Below are 20,712 nucleotides of genomic sequence, written 5' to 3'. Positions count from 1 at the left end.
AGAAAGCCGTCATGGCCGGGATTCCGATACTGGCAGCCGTATCCGCACCCTCCTCCCTGGCCGTCGACCTCGCCGCCGAAACCGGCCTCACCCTGGTCGGCTTCCTACGCGGCCACTCCATGAACGTGTACGCGGGGGAGGACCGTATCGCCCTGGAGGCTCCGGCTCAGCCGCTCGTGAAGCGCACCTGATCCACCGTCACCACCGTGCCGAGGCGCGGAAAGTCGAGCCGCGTCGAGGCCTCGTGTTCGGCGATGGTGAGAGCGGCCATGGCGTCCTCGACGAAGACGAGGTCGTAGCCGAGGTCGCCTGCGGCGCGGGCAGTGGACTCGACGCCGAGGTTGGTGGCGATCCCGCCGAACACCAGCGCGGTGACGCCGCGTTCACGTAGCCGCGGGTCCAGGTCGGTGCCCTGGAAGGCGCCGATGGTCCGCTTCACGATCTCGACGTCGCCGTCCCGGGCGAGCCCGGCCACGAGCCCGCTGCCGGGCGGCTGGTCGGTGACGCCGGGCCGTTCGACGCGCACGAGCACGACGGGCGCGCCGGCCGAGCGGAAGGCGGTGGCCAGTTTCTCGGATGCGGCGAGGACTTCGGTGCCTTTGCGGGGTTCCAGGGGCAGCGCGACGATCCGGTCCATCAGATCGACGAGTACGAGGGCGCTGCGGGTGGGATCGAGCGCGAGGGGTGCGGTCATGACGGAACGTTATCCGTCATCAGCCCTCCGTACCGGAGATCCGGATCAACAGGCCCATGAACTGGGCGCGTTCGGCTGCCGAGAGCGGGGCCAGGAGTTCGGCGTTGGCCACCTGGGCCGCTCTTTCGCAGCGCTTCAGCAGTCGCGCTCCCTCGCCGGTGAGGGACACCGCGTTCTTGCGGCGGTCCCTGGGGTCGGGTTCGCGCAGGACGAGGTCCGCGGACTGCAGGTCGTTGAGGATGCCGACCAGGTCCTTGGGGTCGAGGTGCACGCTCCGGCCGAGGTCGGCCTGGGCGACGGGGGCAAGGTCGCGGACGGCGGACAGCACCACGTGGTGCCACATCTTCACACCCTCCGCAGCCAGCGCCTCGGCCACCAGGGCACGGCCGCGGGCGGCGGCGCGGCCGAGAAGCCAGCTGGGGAGGGAGCGGATCGCGGGGAGGGGCGCGTCGGGCATGCGGTCAGCCTAGCGGCTATTCGTTGGACTTCCCAACGATCTACGACCTACCGTTGGGAAGTCCAACGAGTTTTCGGGAGGTCGGGCCGATGCGTCGTGTCCGTTACGAGTCCATGGGTGGACCACTGTTCCTGGAGCAGGCGCCGGTTCCCGAACCGGGTCCGGGCGAGCTCCTCGTGCGCTGCGAAGCGGTCGGCGTGACCCTTCCTGTCGTCCGCAAGGTCACCGAGTCCGCGGAACCCGTGCCGCTCGGGGGAGAACTCGCCGGTGAGGTGGTGTCCGTCGGTGTCGGAGTCAGCCGCTTCCGTCCGGGCGAGCGGGTCACGGGCCTGTGCTTCGGCCATGGTTACGCCGACTTCGCGCTGCTGCACGAGGCCATGGCCTCCCCCGTGCCCGAATGCGCGTCGGCCGTTGACGCGGTCGCACTGGTCCGCAGCGGACTGGTCGCGCTCGGTGCGCTGGAAGCGGCGCGCCCCGAACCGGGGGAGACAGCGCTGGTCACGGCGGCGGCGAGCGGGGTCGGCCACCTCGCCGTGCAGCTGGCGCGGGCCCGGGGCGCGTCCCGGGTGGTGGGCGCGGTCTCCGACGCGGCCAAGGCGGACTTCGTGCGCTCGCTCGGCGCCGACACCATCGCCCTGTACACGGACGGCAGTTGGGGGGACCCCGTCGACTACGCCCTCGACGCGGTCGGCGGCGAGCTGCTCACTCCCTCGGTCGCCGCACTCGTCCCGGGCGGGCGGCTCGTGGCGTACAGCTCGGGCGGCGGGACGATCCGGGCGTACGACCTCCTCGTCGGCGCCAAGTCCGTGACGGGGTTTCAGATGGCGCGGATCGCCCGGGAGCGGCCGGAGTTGTACGAGCGGTGGCGACGGGAGCTGTGGCGGATGTTCACGGACGGCTCTCTCCGGCCTGTGGTGCACGGGGAGTTCGCTCTGGCGGATGCGGCGAAGGCGCATGACGTGATCGAGTCGCGGAGCAACCTCGGGAAGGTCGTGCTGCGACCCTGAGACCCCGCCCCGACCGGGCGTCAGCTCTGGCGCTCCGTCAACACCCATCTGGGGTAGGCAGGGTCGGCCGCACATCCCGACGCACCCCTGGCTCGTTGGTCCGGCCGTGCAGTGGGCCGCGCGAGGTACGGCCCGTCGGCCAGTAGGAGGCAGTCACTTGGATGCCGGGACCACCCTGCTCGGCTCGTTACTCGCCTGCGTCGGCGTACTCGGCGCGGCCGTGGTGGCGTACTTGGGCAAACGGGGGGAGAACGCCGTGAACGGATACGCCGGACTGACCGAGAAGCTCCAGTCGGAGCGTGATCGTCTGGAACGTCAGGTCGCCGAACGGGACACCCGAATCGGCGAGTTGTCCACGTTGCGTGCCGCGGACCAGTCCGAGATCGCGCGGCTGCGGCTCGACAACCACCGGCTGGGAGGTGCGTCGTGACATCCCGCTTCGAGCGGTTGCTGGCGCCGCGGTGGCGCAGTGTCTTCCTCGTCTGCGTGCTGATCGCGCTCTCGGGCGTGGCGGTGATCCTGTGGGCGCGGATCGACGCCGGGGACGATCGTGCCGACCAGATGCGCACCGAGGCCGACCGGCGCGGCAAGGCGCTCTCCACGCTGGCGCAGGACGTCCGGGATCTGCGCGCGCAGGTCGAGGCGCAGGGCGGCACTCCGGCGGCGCCGGACCCCTCCGAGGCGGTGGACAACCTCCTCGACCGCGTCCGGGTGCCCACGTCGCTGCCCGGGGAACGCGGTGAGAAGGGAGAGCGGGGGGCGACCGGAGCGGGCGGGGTGCCCGGCGCGAAGGGCTCGGCCGGCGCGAACGGCGTCAACGGCTCGGAAGGGCCGCCCGGTCCCTCCGGACCGCCGGGGCCGACGGGACCCGAGGGACGGGAGGGTCCGGCGGGCCCCGAGGGATCCCCCGGCCCCTCCGGACCGGCCGGCGACCCGGGACCAGCAGGATCGGACGGCTCGGCGGGTTCGAACGGCCCCGCGGGCCCCTCGGGCAACGAGGGAGTCCAGGGCGCCCAGGGCCCCAAGGGCGACCCCGGCCCGAAGGGCGACCCCGGCCCCACCTGCCCGCAGGGCTACACCCTGCAGGCTCCCGCCGACGACCCGGACGCCCTGATCTGCCGCAGAACGGGAACGACGTCCCCGGCCCCCATTCCGGGCCCCGCCGCCGCACTTCCGGCCCTGCTGTTCCACCGGCACCGCCGAAAGCCCAGCTGACGACTACCGGCCACAGCGCGAAAAGCCGCCGTCCGCCACACGCTCCGTGAGGAACACAAACACGCTTTCGCCCCGAACACCCGCGCCGCAACGGGGATCTGCGCGGGCCCCATCACAACAACCGACGTACCGCGAGCGAGGCGAGCACGCCGCCACGACATGCGCCCGGCACGGCGACCGAGCGCCGTACACGGAGCCAGGACCGCCCCGGACGCTCCGTGAGCGCGGCGAGCCACCCCAGCCGCGTGACAAGCGCTCGACTTCGCATCCGGCATGCGCTCGGGCCACCACGCCCGGCGCCGACAGCCACGAACCGCGGGCCGCGAGAGCCGACGCCGACCAGGCCACCAGGGATGCCACCTCGGTCGACGGCAGCCGCCGCGTCACCGACGGCGGCCGACCGTACCTGGTGCCCCCGACGCACTCCACCCACCCACGCCCCATGGACCCGCGGCTCCCCACCCACTAACGTCCCGACCCGTGCCCGAGGACACGCGAGCGCGCCAGTGGACCGGCACCAGCGTCGGCCTGTTGTTGACGCTGGTGCTCGCGGCCGTTGTGGTGACCGTTCTGCCCGACGGCGGAGAGAGGGACGGCGGGGGCTGCGCACCGCGGACCGTCGGGTCCTGGGCCGAAGACGACCGGCTCACCGCCGAGTTCACCCGCTACGGCGACGACGCCGGCCGGGCCGACGACTGGACCGGCGGTGACGGCACGCACTCGGTGCGGTTGCCGGACGGACGGCTGCTGTGGCTGTTCTCCGACACCTACCTGGGCCAGGTGTACGGCCCGCCCAACCCGGTCGGCGAGTCGTACGCCTGGCGTGACACCACCGCACCCCTGGTGCGCAACTCGGCGGTGCTGATGCGTGACGGCCGCCTGGAGACCACCCTCCCCGCACCGCTGTTCCCCGACCCGGCACCGAACCAGTGGCGCTGGCCGGTCGCGGCCCGCGTCGAGCCCCGCTCCCCCGGCTCCGACGAACAGGTCGTACGCGTGTTGCTGTGGGTGCGGACGGCCGGGCAATACCCCTGGATCTACGGCGTTCCCACCGCGACCGAGGTCGCCACGCTCTCCCTGCCCGACCTGCGCGTCGAGTCGGTCACGAAGGTTCTCGACGAGCAACGGGTCCAGGACCCGTCCCGGCGGGTGCTGTTCGGGACCACGCTGGTCGAGGACGGCGAGTGGACGTACGTCTTCGGGGGCGACGACGGCCAGGCCGCGTCCCGGTCCGCCTCGTCGGCGTACGTGGCCCGGGTGCCGGAGGGCGGACTCGCGGAGCCGGGCGCCTGGGAGTACTGGGACGGCTCGGCGTGGACGACCGGTGCCCGTCCGCGCCCGGTGCTCGGGGACGGGCGGCGCACAGGGGTGGGCAGCGCCTTCTCCGTCGTACGCCGGGACGGGACGTACGTGCTGTTCACCATGGCCGCGGGGGCGAAGGGACTCGCGGCCGTGACCTCGTACTGGGCCTGCTCCCCCACCGGGCCCTGGCACGGCCCGGCGAAGGACTTCACCGCGCCCCTGCCCCAGGGCCAGGTCGCCGCCTACAACCCCCAGGCGCATCCCGAACTCGGCGACGACGGACGGCTGGTGCTCAGCTACGACGTCAACTGGCTGGAGACGGCGGGCGCTTCGACGCAGCTCAACCGGAACGTGTCGCTGTACCGACCGCGGTTCGTGACGCTGCGGCTCGTTCCGGGGCGCTGATCTCTTCCGGGACCGGGTCGTGCGCGCGGCGCTTCGCGATCACCGCGCAGACCATGAGCTGCATCTGGTGGAAGAGCATCAGCGGCAGCACGGCGAGCGAGGCGTGCGCCCCGAACAGGACGCTGGCCATGGGGAGTCCGGAGGCGAGGGACTTCTTGGAGCCCGCGAACTGGATGGCGATGCGGTCCTCGCGGCCGAAGCGGAGCGCCTTGGCGCCGTACCAGGTCAGGGCGAGCATCACGGCCAGCACGACGGCCTCGACGACCAGCAGGCCGGCAAGGCGCAGCGGGCTCACCTGGTGCCAGATGCCCTGGACCATGCCTTCGCTGAACGCGGTGTAGACGACCAGCAGGATCGAGCCGCGGTCGACGAGGCCGAGGACCTTCTTGTGGCGGGTGACGAAGCCGCCGATCCAGCGGCGCAGCAACTGGCCCGCCAGGAACGGCACGAGAAGCTGCAGCACGATCTTCAGGAGCGAGTCGGCCGAGAACCCTCCGCCGCTGTTGCCGAGCAGGGCGGCGGCGAGCAGCGGGGTGAGGACGATGCCGACCAGGGAGGAGAAGGAGCCGGCGCAGATCGCGGCGGGCACGTTGCCGCGGGCGATCGAGGTGAAGGCGATCGAGGACTGGATGGTGGAGGGGACCAGGGTGAGGAAGAGCAGTCCCTGGTAGAGCGGATCCGTCAGGAAGACCGGCACGAGTCCGCGGGCGGCCAGGCCCAGCAGCGGGAAGATCACGAACGTACAGGCGAGGACCGTGACGTGCAGCCGCCAGTGCTTGAGGCCGTCCAGCGCCTCACGGGTGGACAGGCGGGCGCCGTACAGGAAGAAGAGGAAGGCGATCGCCGCCGTGGAGGCTCCGGAGGCCACGTCCGCGGTGGTCCCGCGTGCCGGTACGAGGGCCGCGAGGCCCACCGTGCCGAGCAACAGCAGGATGTACGGGTCGACCGGCATCCAGGCAGGCCACTTCAGGCGCTTCACGGTGCTCCACTTGCTCGTGTCCGACTGCGGATACGACGACATGGCTGTCGCCTACCCCAGGACGGGGGGTCCCCCTCCATCGTCCTCTTCCACGCCTTGATCGGGAATCCCACATACCACTCTGACTGTCATCACGTTCCGCGATAGCCTTGCGCTCATGTACGACCCGTCGCAGTTGCGTACGTTCCTGGCGGTGGCGCAGACGCTGAGCTTCACGCAGGCCGCCCGCCGGCTGGGGCTGCGGCAGTCGACCGTGAGCCAGCACGTACGGCGTCTGGAGGACGCCGCCGGGCGGCAGCTGTTCAGCCGGGACACCCACTCCGTGGAGCTGACGGAGGACGGCGAGGCGATGCTCGGCTTCGCGCGCCGGATCCTGGAGGTGCACGACCAGGCGACGGCGTTCTTCACGGGCACGCGCGTGCGTGGGCGGCTGCGGTTCGGGGCGTCGGAGGACTTCGTGCTGACCCGGCTGCCGGAGATCCTGGAGGGTTTCCGGTACGACCATCCCGAGGTCGACCTCGAACTGACCGTCGAGCTGTCCGGGACGCTGCACGAACAGCTCGCCGCCGGAAAGCTGGATCTGGTGCTGGCCAAGCGGCGACCGGAGGACCCCCGGGGAGAACTGGTCTGGCACGACCGGCTGGTGTGGATCGGGGCGGAGCGGCTCCGTCTGGAGGCGGATCGTCCGGTGCCGTTGATTGTCTATCCGCCGCCGGGGATCACCCGGGCGCTGGCTCTGGAGGCGCTGGAGCGGCAGGGGCGGGAGTGGCGGATCGTGTGCACGAGCGGGAGTCTCAACGGGTTGATCGCGGCGGCTCGTGCGGGGCTGGGGGCGATGGCGCACTCCCGGGGCCTGGTGCCGCCCGGTCTGGTGCGGGTGCCCGAGCGGTTCGGGCTGCCGGAGTTGGGGCGGGTGGACTTCGTGCTGGTGCACGGGCCGCGGCGGACGGCAGCGCAAGGGGCGGCGGATGCGCTTGCCTCGGCGATTCTGGCGGGTGGGGATCGGTTGCATCGGCGGTGACGGTCGTATCGACAGTGCGGGTCGTCTGTGGCTTGTCGCGCAGTTCCCCGCGCCCCCTGGGTGGGTCACCTGTGAGCACGTTGATATGTGAGCTGCTTGACCCGCCGTAGAAACGGTGTCGCCTCCACATGGCGCACGCCCTCCAGCCGGCCCAGCGGACCGCTCAGGTAGGCGTACAGCGCCGCCGTGTCCTTCACCACCGCCGTCACCACGATGTTGGACTCACCGGCCGTAGCACTCCCGGCCGACCATCGGGGGCGGGCTGCTGCTCGTCGGCACCGGCTCCTACTGTCAGGCCGTCCTCGGCGCGGGCTCGACCTGGACGGCCCTGGCCCCGGGGCTGGTTCTGGTCGGGGCGGGCACCGGTCTGGTGGCGCCGGCGATCGCCGGTGCCGCGCTCGCGGCGGTGCCCGCGGAGCGGTCTGGCATGGCGGGCGGGGCGGTGAACACGTTCCGGCAGCTCGGGTACGCGCTCGGGGTCGCGGTCTGCGGCACCCTACTGACGTCTGGGATGCGGGACACACTGCCGCATGACGCGGCGCACACGCTGGCGGGCGGCGGGGCGGCGGCCCTGCGCGGCACGTTCGGGGAGCACGCGCTGCGCTCCGCGTTCGCCTCGGGGCTGAACACGACGTATCTGGTGATGGGGGCGGTCGCAGTCGCCGCGGCGGCGCTGGTGATCGTCCTGGTGCGGACGGACCGGGCGGCTGGGCAAGGAGTGACAAATTCCGAACCGGGCACGCTGAAGGAGGAGAGGACCGCGCCCCGTGCATGACCGTTTCGCCGAGGTCGCGAGCCGTAGTCGGTCGTACAGATTCGGTGGAGATTACGGCTCCGAAGCTTACTCAACCGTCAGTTTTCTGTCCGACCCTTCCCCATGTGAGCGCATTTTCCGGTACTGACCAGGCCATACATGAGCGCCGCTCGGCTTCGACCCCTCTCCCGTCGGATGTCTCGGTGGGGTAGCTTTCACGGCGCTGTGCGGAGCGTCACTGAGCGCCAGGGAGAGCGGGGAGCGGGGTTTGCGCGAGTTCACCAACCCTCCGTTGGCGTTGGCACCCCCGGTGGGCGGACTGGCCGACGTCGTCTTCGAGCATGCCCAGAACGATCCCGTGCACATCGCCCTCGGTCGCAAGGACGAGGGCGGGCAGTGGCGGGACGTGACGTCCGCGGAGTTCAGGGACGAGGTCCTTGCCCTGGCCAAGGGGCTGCTCGCCCAGGGCATCCGTTTCGGCGACCGGGTCGCGATCATGTCCCGCACCCGCTACGAGTGGACGCTGTTCGACTACGCGTTGTGGACGATCGGCGCGCAGGTGGTGCCGGTCTACCCGACCTCCTCCGCCGAGCAGTGCTTCTGGGCGCTCTACGACTCCGAGTGCACGGCCGCGATCGTGGAGCACGAGGACCATGCGATGACGATCGCCACCGTCATCGACCGGCTGCCGCAGCTGCACCGGCTGTGGCAGTTGGACTCCGGCGCGCTGCAGGAGCTGTACGACGCGGGCGCCCCCGTCGAGGACGAGGTGGTGCACCGCCACCGGCAGGCGGTCACCCCGGACTCGGTCGCGACGATCATCTACACCTCGGGCACCACCGGCCGCCCGAAGGGCTGTGTGATCACGCACGGCAACTTCATGTACGAGGCGGACACCGTCATCGACCGCTGGGAGCCGGTGTTCCACTCCAAGAAGGGCGACGAGGCGGCGACCCTGCTGTTCCTGCCGCTCGCGCATGTCTTCGGGCGGATGGTGCAGGTCGCGGCGATCCGTGGCCGGGTCCGCTTCGGTCACCAGCCGCAGATGAACGCGGCCGCCCTGCTGCCGGACCTCGCCGCGTTCAAGCCGACTTTCTTCCTCGGGGTGCCGTACATCTTCGAGAAGGTCTTCAACGCGTCCCGCCGCAAGGCCGAGAAGGAGGGCAAGGCCGGACCGTTCGAGAAGGCGGTCGACGTGGCGGTGAAGTACGCGGACGCCATGGAGGCCAAGGCCTGGGGCATCGGGCCCGGACCGTCGGCGGGGCTGCGGATGCAGCACCAGCTCTTCGACAAACTCGTCTACTCCAAGATGCGGGCCGCGATGGGCGGCCGGATCCGGCACGCGATGACCGGCGGTTCGGCCATGGACCGCAAGCTGGGGCTGTTCTTCGCGGGCGCGGGCGTGCACATCTACGAGGGCTACGGCCTCACCGAGACGACGGCGGCTGCGACCGCCAACCCGCCGGAGCGCACCCGCTACGGCACGGTCGGCCAGCCCATCCCCGGCATGACCGTGCACATCGCGGACGACGGCGAGATCTGGCTGTACGGCGCCAATGTCTTCCAGGGCTATCTCAACAACGAGAAGGCCACCGACGAGACCCTGCACGACGGCTGGCTCGCCACCGGTGACCTCGGCTCCCTCGACGAGGACGGCTATCTCACCATCACCGGCCGCAAGAAGGAGATCCTCGTCACCTCCGGCGGCAAGAGCGTCTCCCCCGGGGTGCTGGAGGAGCGGGTGCGCGACCATCCGCTGGTCGCGCAGTGCATCGTCGTGGGCAACGACCGCCCGTACATCGCCGCCCTGGTCACCCTGGAGCAGGAGGCCGTGGAGCACTGGCTGGCGATGCGGGACAAGCCGCAGATGCCCGCGGCCCAGCTGGTGCGCGACACCGACCTGGAGACCGAGGTGCGGCGCGCGGTGGTCGCCGCCAACACCCTGGTCTCGCAGGCGGAGTCGATCCGCACCTTCCGTATCCTCGCGCAGCCCTTCACCGAGGAGCACGGGCTGCTGACCCCTTCGCTGAAGCTGAAGCGCAAGGCGATCGAGACGGCCTACGCCAACGAGGTCGACGCACTGTACCGGGCCTGAGCCCCGCCTCACCCGAGCCGGCAGCCACGCAGGTTCGTCAGCAGGAGACACGTGTCCTGCACGGAGCCCGAAGTGTCGCCGAAGGAGCGCTGGATGCCCCGCTCGGGGCACACCCGGTCGGCCAGGAAGGTGTCCACGCGTCAGCTTCAGCTAGCTGATGCCGCTCGTGCGCAGTCCGGTGACCTCCTGGCGCCGGCGGTCGGTCGAGGTGTCGCGGTCGGCCTCGATGGTCTCGAAGGCTCCGGGGCCGTATCCGCTCGCGGACGGGGCCGGGCGGATTTTCCGGTCAGGAATGCATCACAGCTCGTGATCGTTGACGATGGAGTACCACCTGACGGCAACCGTAAGGATCAAGAGCTCGTGAGCAGCAAGGTCCCCCCGATCATCCTCAACAACGGCGTCGAGATGCCCCAGCTGGGTTTCGGCGTCTGGCAGATGCCGGACGACGAGGCTGAGCGCGCGGTCGCCACGGCGTTGGAGGCCGGGTACCGCAGCATCGACACAGCGGCGATCTACGGCAATGAAGCGGGCACCGGCAAGGCCATCGCGGCCTCCGATGTGGCCCGCGAGGACATCTTCGTCACCTCCAAGCTCTGGAACGGCGACCAGGGCTACGACTCGACCCTGCGCGGCTTCGACACCTCGCTGGAGAAACTCGGTTTGGAGTACCTGGACCTGTACCTGATCCACTGGCCGGCGCCCGCGCGGGACCTGTACGTCGACTCCTACAAGGCGTTGGAGAAGCTGCACGCCGACGGCCGGATCCGGGCGATCGGTGTCTCCAACTTCGAACCCGAGCACCTGCGGCGGCTGATCGCCGAGACGTCCGTCATCCCGGCCGTCGACCAGATCGAGCTGCACCCGCACCTTCAGCAGCACGCGGCCCGCGAGTACCACGCGGAGCAGGGCATCGCCACCGAGGCATGGTCGCCGCTGGGCTCCGGCAAGGGCCTCCTGGAGGTCCCGGCCATCGTGGCCATCGCCCAGAAGCACGGGCGCACCCCGGCCCAGATCGTGCTGCGCTGGCACCTCCAGCTCGGCAACGTCGTGATTCCCAAGTCCGTGACCCCGTCCCGGATCAGGGAGAACATCGAGGTCTTCGACTTCAGCCTGGACGCCGAGGACCTGGCGGCGATCAGCGCGCTCAACGAGGACCGGCGCCTCGGCCCGGACCCGTCCACCTTCAACGCGGCCTGACAGCACGACAGTTCGGCCGGGGTGAGCCTCTGTCGCGGGGGCTCACCCCGGCCGTCGTGTGTCAGACCGGCTGCCCGATCGGCCGTACGACGACGGTGTTGATGTCGACGCCCTCCGGCTGCCGTACGGCCCACACCACCGAGTCGGCGATCTGGTCGGCGGTGAGGAGATGGCCGGGCGGGAGGCTGCCGCGGCCGTCCCAGAACGGGGTCTCCACTCGGCCGGGAGCGACCAGGGTGACACCCACGCCGAACTCGGTCACCTCGCGGCGGGCGTTCTCGGCGAGCGCGGTCACCGCCCACTTCGTCGCCCCGTAGATGTTGCCGGGCCCATGGATGAACCCGGCGACGCTGCCGATCAGGACGATCCGGCCGCGGGTCTCCTTGAGCGCGTCGATGGAGGCGCGGATGAGGAGGGCGGGGCCCAGGACGTTGGTCAGCACCATCTCGGTCCAGCCGGCCGGATCGCCCCCGGCGACGGTGTCATGGGTGGCGAACCCGGCGTTGGCGACGACGGTGTCCAGCCGGCCGAACTCCTTGAGCGTGCCGTCGACCGCGGCCTTGATGTCGCCGTACTCGGCGGCGTTGCCGACGAAGGTCAACAGCCCGTCCGGGCCGCCGAGTTCCTCGGCGAAGGCACGCAGCCGCGGCTCACCGCGTCCGGTGACCGCCACCCGGTGCCCCGCGTCGAGCAGCTGCCGTGCGACCGCGGCGCCGATACCGCTGCCGCCGCCGGTGATGAGTGCGACCGGTGAGTCGGACATGGCTTCCCCCTGTGTCTGTCTGTCATCCCGTGAACGGCAGGGAGTACATCAGTTGGAGCACTCTCGAAGTCAAGTGCCGCAGGTTCGGCGGTAGTCGGCCGAGGGGAACCAGCGTCGCCACTGTGTCCCGGTGAGACCCGTGGACGTCCGGGCGCACACCGTGCGCGCGGCACTGTCGGGTTCCAACGGGACTGTTCTGTCGGCGAGATGGGGTGTGGCGACACGCAACTCGTCGCCGTCCCGCGTGAATCCCAGAGCGAGTACCGGAGCGTCCCCCACGGGCAGGCTCGCGGCCGGGAGGGCGGGGGCGGCGGTCTCCCAGACGTTCACGGTCCCGTCGGAGTCACTGGCGGCCACCAGCGAGCCGTCGGCGGAGAAGCCGAGCGCCGGATCGTGCGGGTGGGAGCCGCCGCTCCGCAGAACGGCCAGCCTGCGCCAGGTGCGTGCCTCCCAGAGGGTGATGCGGCCCTGCACGTCGGCTGCGGCGAGATACCGGCCGTCGGCGCTGAAGGCCCCCTCGGTGAGGTAGTCCTCCCCCTCGACCCCGGTGACTCCCTTCGGACGCTTGCCCGTCGAGACGTACACGAGCGTGCCCTCCGAGGTCAGCGCAATGCGGCCGGCCGGGTCGACGGTCACGGTCTCCTCGCGGTTCACGATCGGGGGCTTCTTCGCCGAGGTCGGCCTGCCCCGGATGTCGAAGGCCGCGTCCTGGGCCGCCCGGTCCCGCCACGCCTCGCCCGTCAGCCCCTGGAGCGAGAGGGTGTGCACGGAGGCGGTGCGCCCCTGTTCGCGGTAGCGCAGCACGCCCGCGCCGGGATCCAGGCGGAGGTCGCCCACGGCCGAGCTGTCGACGGGGAAGGTCAGCAGCGGTTCCCGGAGGCCGTCGTCCGCGGGGGCGGGCAGGTCGAGGCGCCACAGAGCGAGGGAGCCCGGGGCCCAGGTCACGGCGTGGTCGCCGGCGAACTCGACGCGGAGGGCGCCGGGCAGGGGCAGCCGGGGCCGTTCCCGGCCAGTCCGGATGTCCCACATCACGACGCCCGTGGACGTGGCGCTCGCCACGGCTCGGCTGTCGGCGGTGAAGGTGAGTTCGTCGCCCCCGCACAGGGCCCGCCCGGTGGCGGTCGGCACGGGAGTGTCCACGAGGTGTCCGGCGACCGTGTCGAGGATCCGCGGCTGCCCGCCGGAATCCGTGCACCAGGCGAGGTAGCGGCCGTCGCGGCTCTGCGCGGGCAGCGCACCGTCGCCGGTGCCCCGCTCATAGCGGAACAGCACCCGCAGCCGGCGTACGTCCCACACGGTGAGCGTCGCCCGCTCGTCGCCGCCCGGCACCAACCGCCGTACGAGAAGGGTGCGGCCACCCGGTCCGAACGCGGCGTCGGTGTCGATCCACGAGCCGGTCGGGAGCCGGTGCGCGCTGCCGTCGGCCAGCCCGCCGAGCACCAGGCCCGCGCCGCCCGGCCCTCGGTAGGCGACCCGTCGGCCGTCCTCGCTGACGTCGACCACGGCCTCGGACAGGCCGGGCCAGGTGACGGAACGGATGCGCCGGTGGGATGCCACGTCCCACTGAACGACCTTGTCACGCACGAGAGTTGTCAGAATACGACCGTCCCGGCTGAGCCATGTCGGGGCGTTGAGGGCGCGGCCTCCCTCCTCGGGCGCGGTGAACACGTCCCGCTCGCTCTGCGCTGCGGCCGTCCGCAGCGCCCGGCGCGTCTCGGGAAGGTCGGCGACCCGCCACGCGGCCAGGGCGAGTTGCGCCGCGGCGCGTGGGTCGCTCTGCCTGAGGGTGTCCACCAGCTCGGCCGCGCTGCGGGCCTCGGCCTCGTCCCGCTGTCGTGCGCTCACCCCGCTCTGCCGCCAGGCGGCAGCGCCCGCGACCACGGCCAGCACTAGCAGCACGGCGAGCGCTCCGGTCAGGGCGCGTAGTCGGCGGGCGGCCCGGGTCGCGGCACGGCGGCCGCGTTCGTATGTCTCGACGCTCGCCGCGAGGAAGTCGCTTTCGAGCCGGTTGAGTTCACTTCCGTCTCTACCGCGGTCCGCGCCTCCTTCATGGGCTTCGTCACCGAAGGTCTCGCGGGCCCGTGTCAGTCGCGTACCCCGGTACAGCGCGCCCGCATCCCGCCCCAACTCGTCCCAGGCTTGGGCGGCTTCGGTGAGTGCGCGGTGCAGTCGCAGGCGTTCGCGGTCCTCGTCGAGCCAGGCGCGCAGCCGTGGCCAGGCACCGAGGAGGGCCTCGTGGGCGAGGTCCACGGTGGTGCCGTCGACCGTCAGCAGCCTGCTGCGGACAAGCCGCTCCAGAACATGCGCCGTTGTCCCGTCCGCGTCGAGCTCCGCGCGGTCCACGGGCCGCCGGGTGTCCTCGGTACCGTCACCGGGGTTCACCAGCCGCAGCAGCAGTCGGCGGAGCGCGATGGCCTCGGCGGGGGTGCAGCGGGCGTGCACGGCCTCCGCGGTGTGTGCGACGGCGCCCCTGACGCCTCCGACGGCCTCGTAGGCGGCGAGGGTGAGGGTCTTGCGGGTGCGCCGGCGCCAGACCTCGCGCAACGCGTGGGCCATCAGCGGCAGTCCGCCCGGTTCGCCGGTCACCTCCGCGACGATCCGCGCGGTCAGCGCCCGTTCCGCGACCAGCCTTCGCGCGGCGGCGGGCCGTACCACGGCCTCCCTCAACGCCGTCGGTGACATCGGCCCGACGAGCAGCGCGGAGTCCCTGAGCGCCTCGGCGAGCGGCCCGTGTTCGGCGCACCGGCCGTAGAAGTCGGCCCGCACGGCGATCACCACACGCAGTCCCGACTCCGGGTCGTCGGCCGCGAGCAACTCCCCCAGGAACCGGGTGCGTTCACCGGCGTCGGCGCAGAGCGTGAAGACCTCCTCGAACTGGTCGACGACGATCAGGGTGTCACCGGGGGCGTCGTGCGGGGTGAAGAGGGCCTCGTGGGTGCGGTGGGGGTGGGGGCCGGGGGTGAGGAGGCGGATGGCGGCGAGGCCGGTGCCGCTCGTGGCCGGGGGATTTCGCAGCGCCGGTATCAAACCCGCCCGCAACAGTGACGACTTGCCGCATCCGCTCGCCCCGACCACCGCCGTGAACCTCTTCCTGGCCGTGCGCCCGACGAGTTCGGCGATCAGGTCGTCACGGCCGTGGAAGTGCTCTCCGTCGCCGGTCTCGAAGCGGGCGAGTCCCGGATAGGGGCTGTCCTCGTCCTCGGACTCCTCGGCGACCCGTGCGTCGGCCGACTCGGCGAAGGCCTCCCGCCACCGCCGCTCCCACTCCCCCGGATCACCGTCGCACGCGGTGACATAGGCGAGGAGCACCGGCAGGGTCGGCAGCCGTTCGCCGGCCGCGGCGGCGGAGAGGGTGGGCGCCGAATAGCCCGCACGGGTGGCCAAGGCGCGGTAGGTCGGGGCGCCCGCCTCGTCGCGCAGCTTGCGCATCTCGTACGCGAACCGCTGCACGGTCCCCGCCCCCGGATCGAGCGGCTTCTCCCGGCGCCCCATGCGCGTCTCCCCCTTCGCTCACGGCCGCCCCCACACCGGAGACCGGCCCCGCGAATTGATTGGCCCGCCGATTCGGGGCTGCCCAACAATCCGCCGGCCTCTGAACTCGCAGGTGCACGCCCGCTCACCGGGCCCCGCGCTTCCGCCTCGCACCGGAGTCAGTCATCGCCACCACACACTCAACAGGACCCCTCCTACGGCCGGTCCGGTTGCCACCCGCCCTGCCCACGCCCATCCGCTCCCGCGTCCCGTGGCATGTGGTCGTGCCCGTGGCGCTGTCCCTCGCCGTCGGACTGTGGGGCATCCGGCGCGACGGCAGCATATGGCGGGACGAGGTGGTGACGTACGACATGGCCCGGCGCTCCCTGCCCGACCTGGGGGCGACGTTGGCCCGCGCGGACGCCGTGCACGGCTTGTACTACCTGCTCATGCACGCCCTGTTCCGGGTGTTCGGCGCGGTGGACCCCCTCCTCGTCCTGCGCGTCCCCTCGGCCCTGGCGACCGCGGCGGCGGCCGGAACCCTGGCCCTGCTGGGCCACCGCCTCGCCGGACCGCGCGCCGGCCTGCTCACCGGCGTGACCTTCGCCGTACTCCCGCCGGTCCAGCGGTACGCGCAGGAAGGCCGTTCGTACGCGCTGGTCTGCGCCCTGGTCGTGTGGGCGACGTACCTGTTGCTGCGGGCCGCGGACCGCCGTACGCCGGGGGCTTGGACGGCGTACGGCACGGTCCTGCTCGCCGCGTGTCTGCTGCACGAGTTCGCGGTCCTGACTCTGCTCGCGCACCTGGTGGCCCTGCCGCGTCCAGCGCGCCGAGCCGCCCTCCGCGTGGCCCTGACGGTCTGCGCGGGCCTGGCTCCCCTGGTCGTGCTGAGCGCCCGCCAGTCCGACCAGGTGTCATGGATCGGCGGCCCGGGGGCCGGTGCGCTGCTGGCCTTCACCGGAGTGAGCGCACTGGCACTGACCTGCGCCGCACTGCTCCGCCACGGCCCCCTGCCGCGCCTGGCCCTCCCCCTGGCGGTCCTGCCCGCGCTGACCCTGCTCCTGGTGACCCCGCTGAAGCCCCTCTACGTGGACCGCTATGTCCTCTACGGCCACGCGGGCACGGCCCTCCTGGTCGGCGCGGCCCTCGACCGTCTGGGCCGCATCCGAACGCTCGCCCTCGCGATGGCAGTGCTCGCGCTGCTGCCGGTCACCCTCCAGCTGCGCACCCCGGGGAGCCGTACCGACGATGCCGCGGCCATCGTCCGAGCGGTGAGCACCGCGCAGGCGGATGGCATCCTCTATCTGCCGTCCCGCCGCCGGGTCTGGTCGCTGACGGACCCGAACTCGATCCGGCTGCAGGACCTGGCCCTGGAGCGCAGCCCGACAGCATCGAACACCCTGTACGGCACAGAGGTGTCGGCCCCCGAAATCCGCGCCCGCATGCTGGCGACGGCACGGATAGTCGCCGTCGGAGACCCGGTGGGCCGGCCACTTGACCGGACCCCGGAGGAGACCGTCAAACGCCGGGTACTGGCCGAGTACTTCGTCCCGACCCGAGTCCTTCATGTGCAGGGTGCATTGATCACCGAGTACACCCGCGTCCTGAAGGGGCGCGGGAAACTGCGCGACCGGCCACAGCAAACCCGCGGTCGCCCGACGACACAAGGCGGCTCAGCCGGTCCGCACCGCGGTGTGAACCGTATGCACGGCCAGAACGAACACATCCGCCCGGCGATGCACACTCGCCGCGTCTTCAGGATCCAGTAGCCGATCGAGCGTGTCCCGATCACCGGAATCCAGATGTTCCCCAAACACGTCCCGCAGGCGCCCCAGCGACGCGGCGATGTACGCCCGGGCCCGGTCGGTCGTCGGCGCGGGGAGATCCAGCAAAAAACTACGGGTACCGGTGTGCCGCAACCCGGCGGCGGCCATCAGAGCGGGCCAGTCCTCGACCTCGGCGACGGAGTCGGGCAGCCCCGCCCGCATCTCGGCGAACCACTCCTCCTCCAACGCGTCGAGCCGTGCCTGCAGCCCCGGCCGCCCGATGCCGATGTCCCGTGGCAGGAACCGCGCCGGCAGTCCGCCCTCCATCAACGCCAGCGTGCCGCCACGTGCGAGCCGCGAGGCGAACGCGGCGATTCCGGCCCGCTGGTCCCCGAGGTGGTGCAGGCTCCTGCTCGCCCACAGCAGATCGACGGGGTAGTCCAAGTCGTCCAGTACTACCGGCAGTTCACCGGCGAGCGTGCCGAACCGGTCGGCCACCCCGAGCCGCTCGGCCCGGCCCTGGGCCCTCTCCAGCAGCGGTTGTGACCCGTCGACGGCGACGACCCGGGCCCCCGGGAACGCCTCGGCGAGCAGACAGGACAGCACCCCGGGTCCACTGCCCGCGTCGACGATCAGCCCCGGCTCGGTCTGCTTGTGCCCGAGCCAGGCCAGAGCCCGCTCGTACAGGGGCGTGAACAGCTCCGCCTGGGTCTCCAGGTGCTCGGCCATCCTGGCCCAGTCGATGTCGGTGTGATCGTGATCGTGATGGTGATCGTGCGCCATGGTGTCAGCCTCTCCTCGGGATGCGGCCAGCGTGCGCCGACGCACCGCGAAGAGGCCAGCGATGTTGCCACCACAGCAAAAAACACGGCAAAGCGGACGCAAAGAAAAGGGGATGCGCCCGACGCGACCGGTACTCCACCATGACCCCATGGACGACGAACTGGTGGAGCGCTTCCTCGCAGACGGATTCGTGAAGATCGAGGGCGCCTTCCCGCCGCGCGTCGCCCAGCACTGCGCGTCGCTGCTGTGGCGGGAGACGGGCTACGACCGTGAGGACCCGGCCTCGTGGAAGGACCCGGTGGTGTGGGTGCCCGGGATGGCACAGGGACCGTTCGCGGCGGCCGCCAACTCCCCGGTCCTGCACGAGGCGTTCGACCTGCTGGTGGGCGAGAACCGCTGGCAGCCCCGCTATTCGCTGGGCACCTTCCCGTTGCGGTTTCCGCATGCGGAGGAGCCGCAGGACGCGGGCTGGCACATCGAAGGCAGCTACCTCCCCCAGGACGCTCCGGCCGGGAGTTACCACACCAACCTGCGCTCCAGGGACCGTGCCCTGCTGATGCTGTTCCTGTTCAGCGAGGTCACCGAGACCGACGCCCCGACCCGCATCAGGATCGGTTCCCATCTCGACGTACCGCCGGTCCTGGAGCCGTACGGCGAACAGGGCGCGTCCTTCCTGGAGTTGGGCCCGAAGGTGGACAAGGCCTCGGCACACCGCGAGCTGGCCCACGCGACGGGCAGCCCGGGTGACGTCTACCTCTGCCACCCCTTCCTGGTCCACGCGGCCCAGCCCCACCACGGCAGAACGCCCCGCTTCATGGCCCAACCGCCCCTGCTCCCGGCCGAGCCATACGAGTTGAACCGCACAGACGGCGACTACTCGGCAGTGGAGTTCGCAATCCGCCGGGGCCTGGCAAAAGAGCACTGACCAGACCCCGGCGGCATGCAGCGCTCCCTCAGGGGCGCGGTGCTGTATCAATGAGCGGCTCCGCCGCGCGGGCGCGACCAGCCACAACGGACCGGCACCCGCAATCCCACCGCACCACTCAACGGAACTAGAGTGCCGGGTAAGCGTTCTGCATCAGCTGCTGGAACTGCGCGGAGAACCAGTGCCCCGACAGCGGAGCGTTCGGCAGCGCACCGGACAGGTTGTTCCCGTTGCGCGGATTCCCCGTGTACGTCGGGTCGCACATCTGGTCGAACCCCTTGCCCTCGTCGTTCGGGATCGCGGAGCTGGACCCGTCGGACTCACCCGGCGGCTTCATCCACACGTACGCGTCGATGCCGGCAGCCGGGCTGGCCTGCGGACGCTCGCCGAGACCGGCCCCGGACTGGTTGCACCAGTTGCCGACGTGGATCCGCCGGTCGTAGCGGCCACCGTTGACGTACGTGTCGACGTCGGTCGTCGCCCCCGGTCCACTGGGCCGCGCGCTGCCGCCCCAGCCGTTGCGGGAGGTGTCGATCAGCATGCCGATGTTCGAGTTGAAGCCCGTCGACACCAGCTGGTTGCGGAAGGCCTGGGCGAAGGACAGCTCGTCGACGTACCGGTTCCAGTCCACCCACTTGGACTCGCGGACCGACTTGCCGGCCACGGAGTCGTTGATGGTGAAGTTGTTCTCCTTCAGGGCGCTGTAGTTGGCCGTGTTGGCGATGAACCCGTGGACGTCGTCGACGGTGGCGCCTTCGGCCGTGGCTGCCTGCTTCATGATGGTGGCGCTGGCGGCGAAGTTGTCGTCCCAGCCGATCCAGCCGTGGTGGCCGGCGTCGATGTAGTTGTAGACGTTGGGGATCGCGCCGAGCTTGTTCAGCGCGTAGCCGACGCCCTTCACGTAGTTGCCGTTGGCCAGCATGGTGTCGCAGGCCGCGGTGGCGGTGGGCCTGCTGCCCGTGTTGGTGACGAGGTTGGGCAGCGAGTCGATCTCGATCGTGGTGACGATCCGCAGCGAGCTGTACTTGCTGTCGGCGAGGATCGCGGCGATCGGGTCGATGAACTGGGTCTTGTACTTGTCGATCTCCGTCGGGCCGAGCTCGCCGTTGGAGGCGAGGGCCGCGCAGTCACGGCCGGGCAGGTCGTAGATCACCAGCTGGATGACCTCCTCGCCGGAGCCCTTCTGGGCCAGGGCCGCGTCGAGGTGGGCTCGCAGTCCCATCCCGCTGCCCACGCCGTTGATGGCGGCGATCCGGTCGAGCCAGACACCGGTGGGCTGGTTGGAGATCCTGCTGCCGCCGGTCTCGGCGGCGGCCTTCGCCGACCACTCGGGGTTCACGTACACCTTGGCGCCGCTGTAAGGGTTGTCGACCTTGGTACTGCCACCGGGGTCCGTCGGATCGGTCGGGTCCGTCGGATCGGTGCCGCCGTCGACGTTGCAGGTCACCCCGTCGAGGGTGAAGGTGGCCGGGAGGGCGTTGGTGCCGCTGTAGGTCCCGTTGAAGCCGAAGCTGACCGAACCGCCGTTGGCGAGCGTGCCGTTGTAGGTCTCGTTGGTGGCGGTGACGGCCGTACCGCTCTGGGTGATCTTGGCGTTCCAGCCGCTGGTGACCTTCTGGTTTCCGGCGTACGACCACTTCAGCGACCAACTCGACTTGGCGGCGCTGTTGTTGGTGATCGTGACGGCGGTGGTGAAGCCGGTGTCCCACTGGTTCTGCACCTTGTAGTCCACGGTGCAGGGGATCGCGGCGGTGCCGACGTCCGCCGGGGCGACGGCGAGGGCGGTCCCGGAGGCCCCGGCGACCAGCGCCAGGGCTGCGAGGAGCGCGGTTCTCGTACGACTCATGAGTGCGGGTTCCTTCTCGTTCGCGGGTGTTG

Annotated in this window: 17 protein-coding genes and 3 pseudogenes; 11 read left to right on the top strand and 9 right to left on the bottom strand. The window is 71.2% G+C overall.

The features are described from left to right. On the top strand, positions 1-191 hold a 191-nt coding region (locus ACI2L1_RS32570), incomplete at its 5' end, for a formate dehydrogenase accessory sulfurtransferase FdhD (RefSeq protein WP_404742999.1). Here ACI2L1_RS32570 and ACI2L1_RS32565 read toward each other — a convergent pair. Both ACI2L1_RS32565 and ACI2L1_RS32560 read right to left on the bottom strand, forming a co-directional pair. Then, on the bottom strand, positions 167-694 hold the full coding sequence (locus ACI2L1_RS32565; protein ID WP_404742998.1) for an isochorismatase family protein: 528 nt from the start codon (positions 692-694) through the stop codon (positions 167-169). The genes ACI2L1_RS32570 and ACI2L1_RS32565 overlap by 25 nt on opposite strands. A gap of 19 nt (positions 695-713) precedes the next feature. Further along, positions 714-1,151 (bottom strand): MarR family winged helix-turn-helix transcriptional regulator, encoded by a 438-nt coding sequence (locus ACI2L1_RS32560; RefSeq protein ID WP_404742997.1) that lies wholly within the window; start codon positions 1,149-1,151, stop codon positions 714-716. An 89-nt stretch (positions 1,152-1,240) separates the two neighbouring features. On the opposite strand from ACI2L1_RS32560, the gene ACI2L1_RS32555 reads away from it, so the two are divergent. The 4 genes from ACI2L1_RS32555 (at position 1,241) to ACI2L1_RS32540 (ending at position 5,080) form a co-directional block, all read left to right on the top strand. Beyond that, the gene (locus ACI2L1_RS32555) at positions 1,241-2,158 is read left to right on the top strand and encodes a zinc-binding alcohol dehydrogenase family protein (RefSeq protein ID WP_404742996.1); all 918 of its coding nucleotides are present in this window, start codon (positions 1,241-1,243) and stop codon (positions 2,156-2,158) included. 157 nt (positions 2,159-2,315) lie between these two features. Then, a complete protein-coding gene (locus tag ACI2L1_RS32550) occupies positions 2,316-2,588 on the top strand; it encodes a hypothetical protein (protein WP_404742995.1) in 273 nt (90 codons plus the stop codon). Next, positions 2,585-3,373, top strand: coding sequence for a collagen-like protein (locus ACI2L1_RS32545; RefSeq protein WP_404742994.1), 789 nt, complete (start codon positions 2,585-2,587; stop codon positions 3,371-3,373). Before ACI2L1_RS32550 ends, ACI2L1_RS32545 begins: the two co-directional genes overlap by 4 nt. Before the next feature lie 480 nt (positions 3,374-3,853). After that, positions 3,854-5,080, top strand: coding sequence for a DUF4185 domain-containing protein (locus tag ACI2L1_RS32540; RefSeq protein WP_404742993.1), 1,227 nt, complete (start codon positions 3,854-3,856; stop codon positions 5,078-5,080). Here ACI2L1_RS32540 and ACI2L1_RS32535 read toward each other — a convergent pair. Further along, the gene (locus tag ACI2L1_RS32535; protein ID WP_404743003.1) at positions 5,016-6,032 is read right to left on the bottom strand and encodes a bile acid:sodium symporter family protein; all 1,017 of its coding nucleotides are present in this window, start codon (positions 6,030-6,032) and stop codon (positions 5,016-5,018) included. The genes ACI2L1_RS32540 and ACI2L1_RS32535 overlap by 65 nt on opposite strands. Before the next feature lie 184 nt (positions 6,033-6,216). Here ACI2L1_RS32535 and ACI2L1_RS32530 point away from each other — a divergent pair, with 184 nt between their 5' ends. Beyond that, on the top strand, positions 6,217-7,080 hold the full coding sequence (locus ACI2L1_RS32530) for a LysR substrate-binding domain-containing protein (protein ID WP_404742992.1): 864 nt from the start codon (positions 6,217-6,219) through the stop codon (positions 7,078-7,080). 65 nt (positions 7,081-7,145) lie between these two features. On the opposite strand, the pseudogene ACI2L1_RS32525 reads toward ACI2L1_RS32530, so the two are convergent. Next, positions 7,146-7,319 (bottom strand): annotated as a pseudogene (locus tag ACI2L1_RS32525) (AsnC family protein); the annotation flags it as partial. On the opposite strand from ACI2L1_RS32525, the pseudogene ACI2L1_RS32520 reads away from it, so the two are divergent. Further along, a pseudogene (locus tag ACI2L1_RS32520) lies at positions 7,319-7,855 on the top strand (MFS transporter); the annotation flags it as partial. The pseudogenes ACI2L1_RS32525 and ACI2L1_RS32520 sit on opposite strands and share 1 nt — an antisense overlap. Before the next feature lie 247 nt (positions 7,856-8,102). Continuing rightward, positions 8,103-9,929, top strand: coding sequence for an AMP-dependent synthetase/ligase (locus tag ACI2L1_RS32515; protein ID WP_404742991.1), 1,827 nt, complete (start codon positions 8,103-8,105; stop codon positions 9,927-9,929). Between the two features lie 8 nt (positions 9,930-9,937). On the opposite strand, the pseudogene ACI2L1_RS32510 reads toward ACI2L1_RS32515, so the two are convergent. Beyond that, positions 9,938-10,066, bottom strand: a pseudogene (locus ACI2L1_RS32510) (Tat pathway signal sequence domain protein); the annotation flags it as partial. Positions 10,067-10,289: 223 nt separating this feature from the next. On the opposite strand from ACI2L1_RS32510, the gene ACI2L1_RS32505 reads away from it, so the two are divergent. After that, positions 10,290-11,126 (top strand): aldo/keto reductase, encoded by an 837-nt coding sequence (locus ACI2L1_RS32505; protein ID WP_404742990.1) that lies wholly within the window; start codon positions 10,290-10,292, stop codon positions 11,124-11,126. A 61-nt stretch (positions 11,127-11,187) separates the two neighbouring features. Here the strand turns inward: ACI2L1_RS32505 and ACI2L1_RS32500 are convergent, their stop codons facing one another. Both ACI2L1_RS32500 and ACI2L1_RS32495 read right to left on the bottom strand, forming a co-directional pair. Further along, complete coding sequence (locus ACI2L1_RS32500) at positions 11,188-11,889, bottom strand: SDR family oxidoreductase (protein WP_404742989.1); 702 nt, start codon at positions 11,887-11,889, stop codon at positions 11,188-11,190. 69 nt (positions 11,890-11,958) lie between these two features. Beyond that, positions 11,959-15,381, bottom strand: a complete 3,423-nt coding sequence (locus ACI2L1_RS32495; RefSeq protein ID WP_404742988.1) for a hypothetical protein — start codon at positions 15,379-15,381, stop codon at positions 11,959-11,961. Between the two features lie 263 nt (positions 15,382-15,644). On the opposite strand from ACI2L1_RS32495, the gene ACI2L1_RS32490 reads away from it, so the two are divergent. Continuing rightward, positions 15,645-17,129 carry a glycosyltransferase family 39 protein gene (locus ACI2L1_RS32490; protein WP_404742987.1) on the top strand — a complete coding sequence of 495 codons (1,485 nt, stop codon included), beginning with the start codon at positions 15,645-15,647 and terminating at the stop codon, positions 17,127-17,129. On the opposite strand, the gene ACI2L1_RS32485 is transcribed toward ACI2L1_RS32490, so the two are convergent. After that, positions 17,034-17,909: a class I SAM-dependent methyltransferase gene (locus ACI2L1_RS32485; protein WP_404742986.1), complete on the bottom strand. Its 876-nt coding sequence runs from the start codon at positions 17,907-17,909 to the stop codon at positions 17,034-17,036. The genes ACI2L1_RS32490 and ACI2L1_RS32485 overlap by 96 nt on opposite strands. A gap of 112 nt (positions 17,910-18,021) precedes the next feature. On the opposite strand from ACI2L1_RS32485, the gene ACI2L1_RS32480 reads away from it, so the two are divergent. Continuing rightward, positions 18,022-18,834: a phytanoyl-CoA dioxygenase family protein gene (locus tag ACI2L1_RS32480; RefSeq protein ID WP_404742985.1), complete on the top strand. Its 813-nt coding sequence runs from the start codon at positions 18,022-18,024 to the stop codon at positions 18,832-18,834. Positions 18,835-18,961: 127 nt separating this feature from the next. Here the strand turns inward: ACI2L1_RS32480 and ACI2L1_RS32475 are convergent, their stop codons facing one another. After that, entirely contained in the window at positions 18,962-20,680 is a 1,719-nt protein-coding gene (locus ACI2L1_RS32475; protein WP_404742984.1) for a glycoside hydrolase family 6 protein, read from the bottom strand. Between the last annotated feature and the right edge of the window lie 32 nt (positions 20,681-20,712).

This window comes from Streptomyces sp. NPDC019531, from assembly GCF_044903305.1.
Lineage (GTDB): Bacteria > Actinomycetota > Actinomycetes > Streptomycetales > Streptomycetaceae > Streptomyces.
The sequence above is the reverse complement of the archived record's forward strand: the minus strand, read 5'-3'. Positions and strand labels throughout refer to the sequence as shown.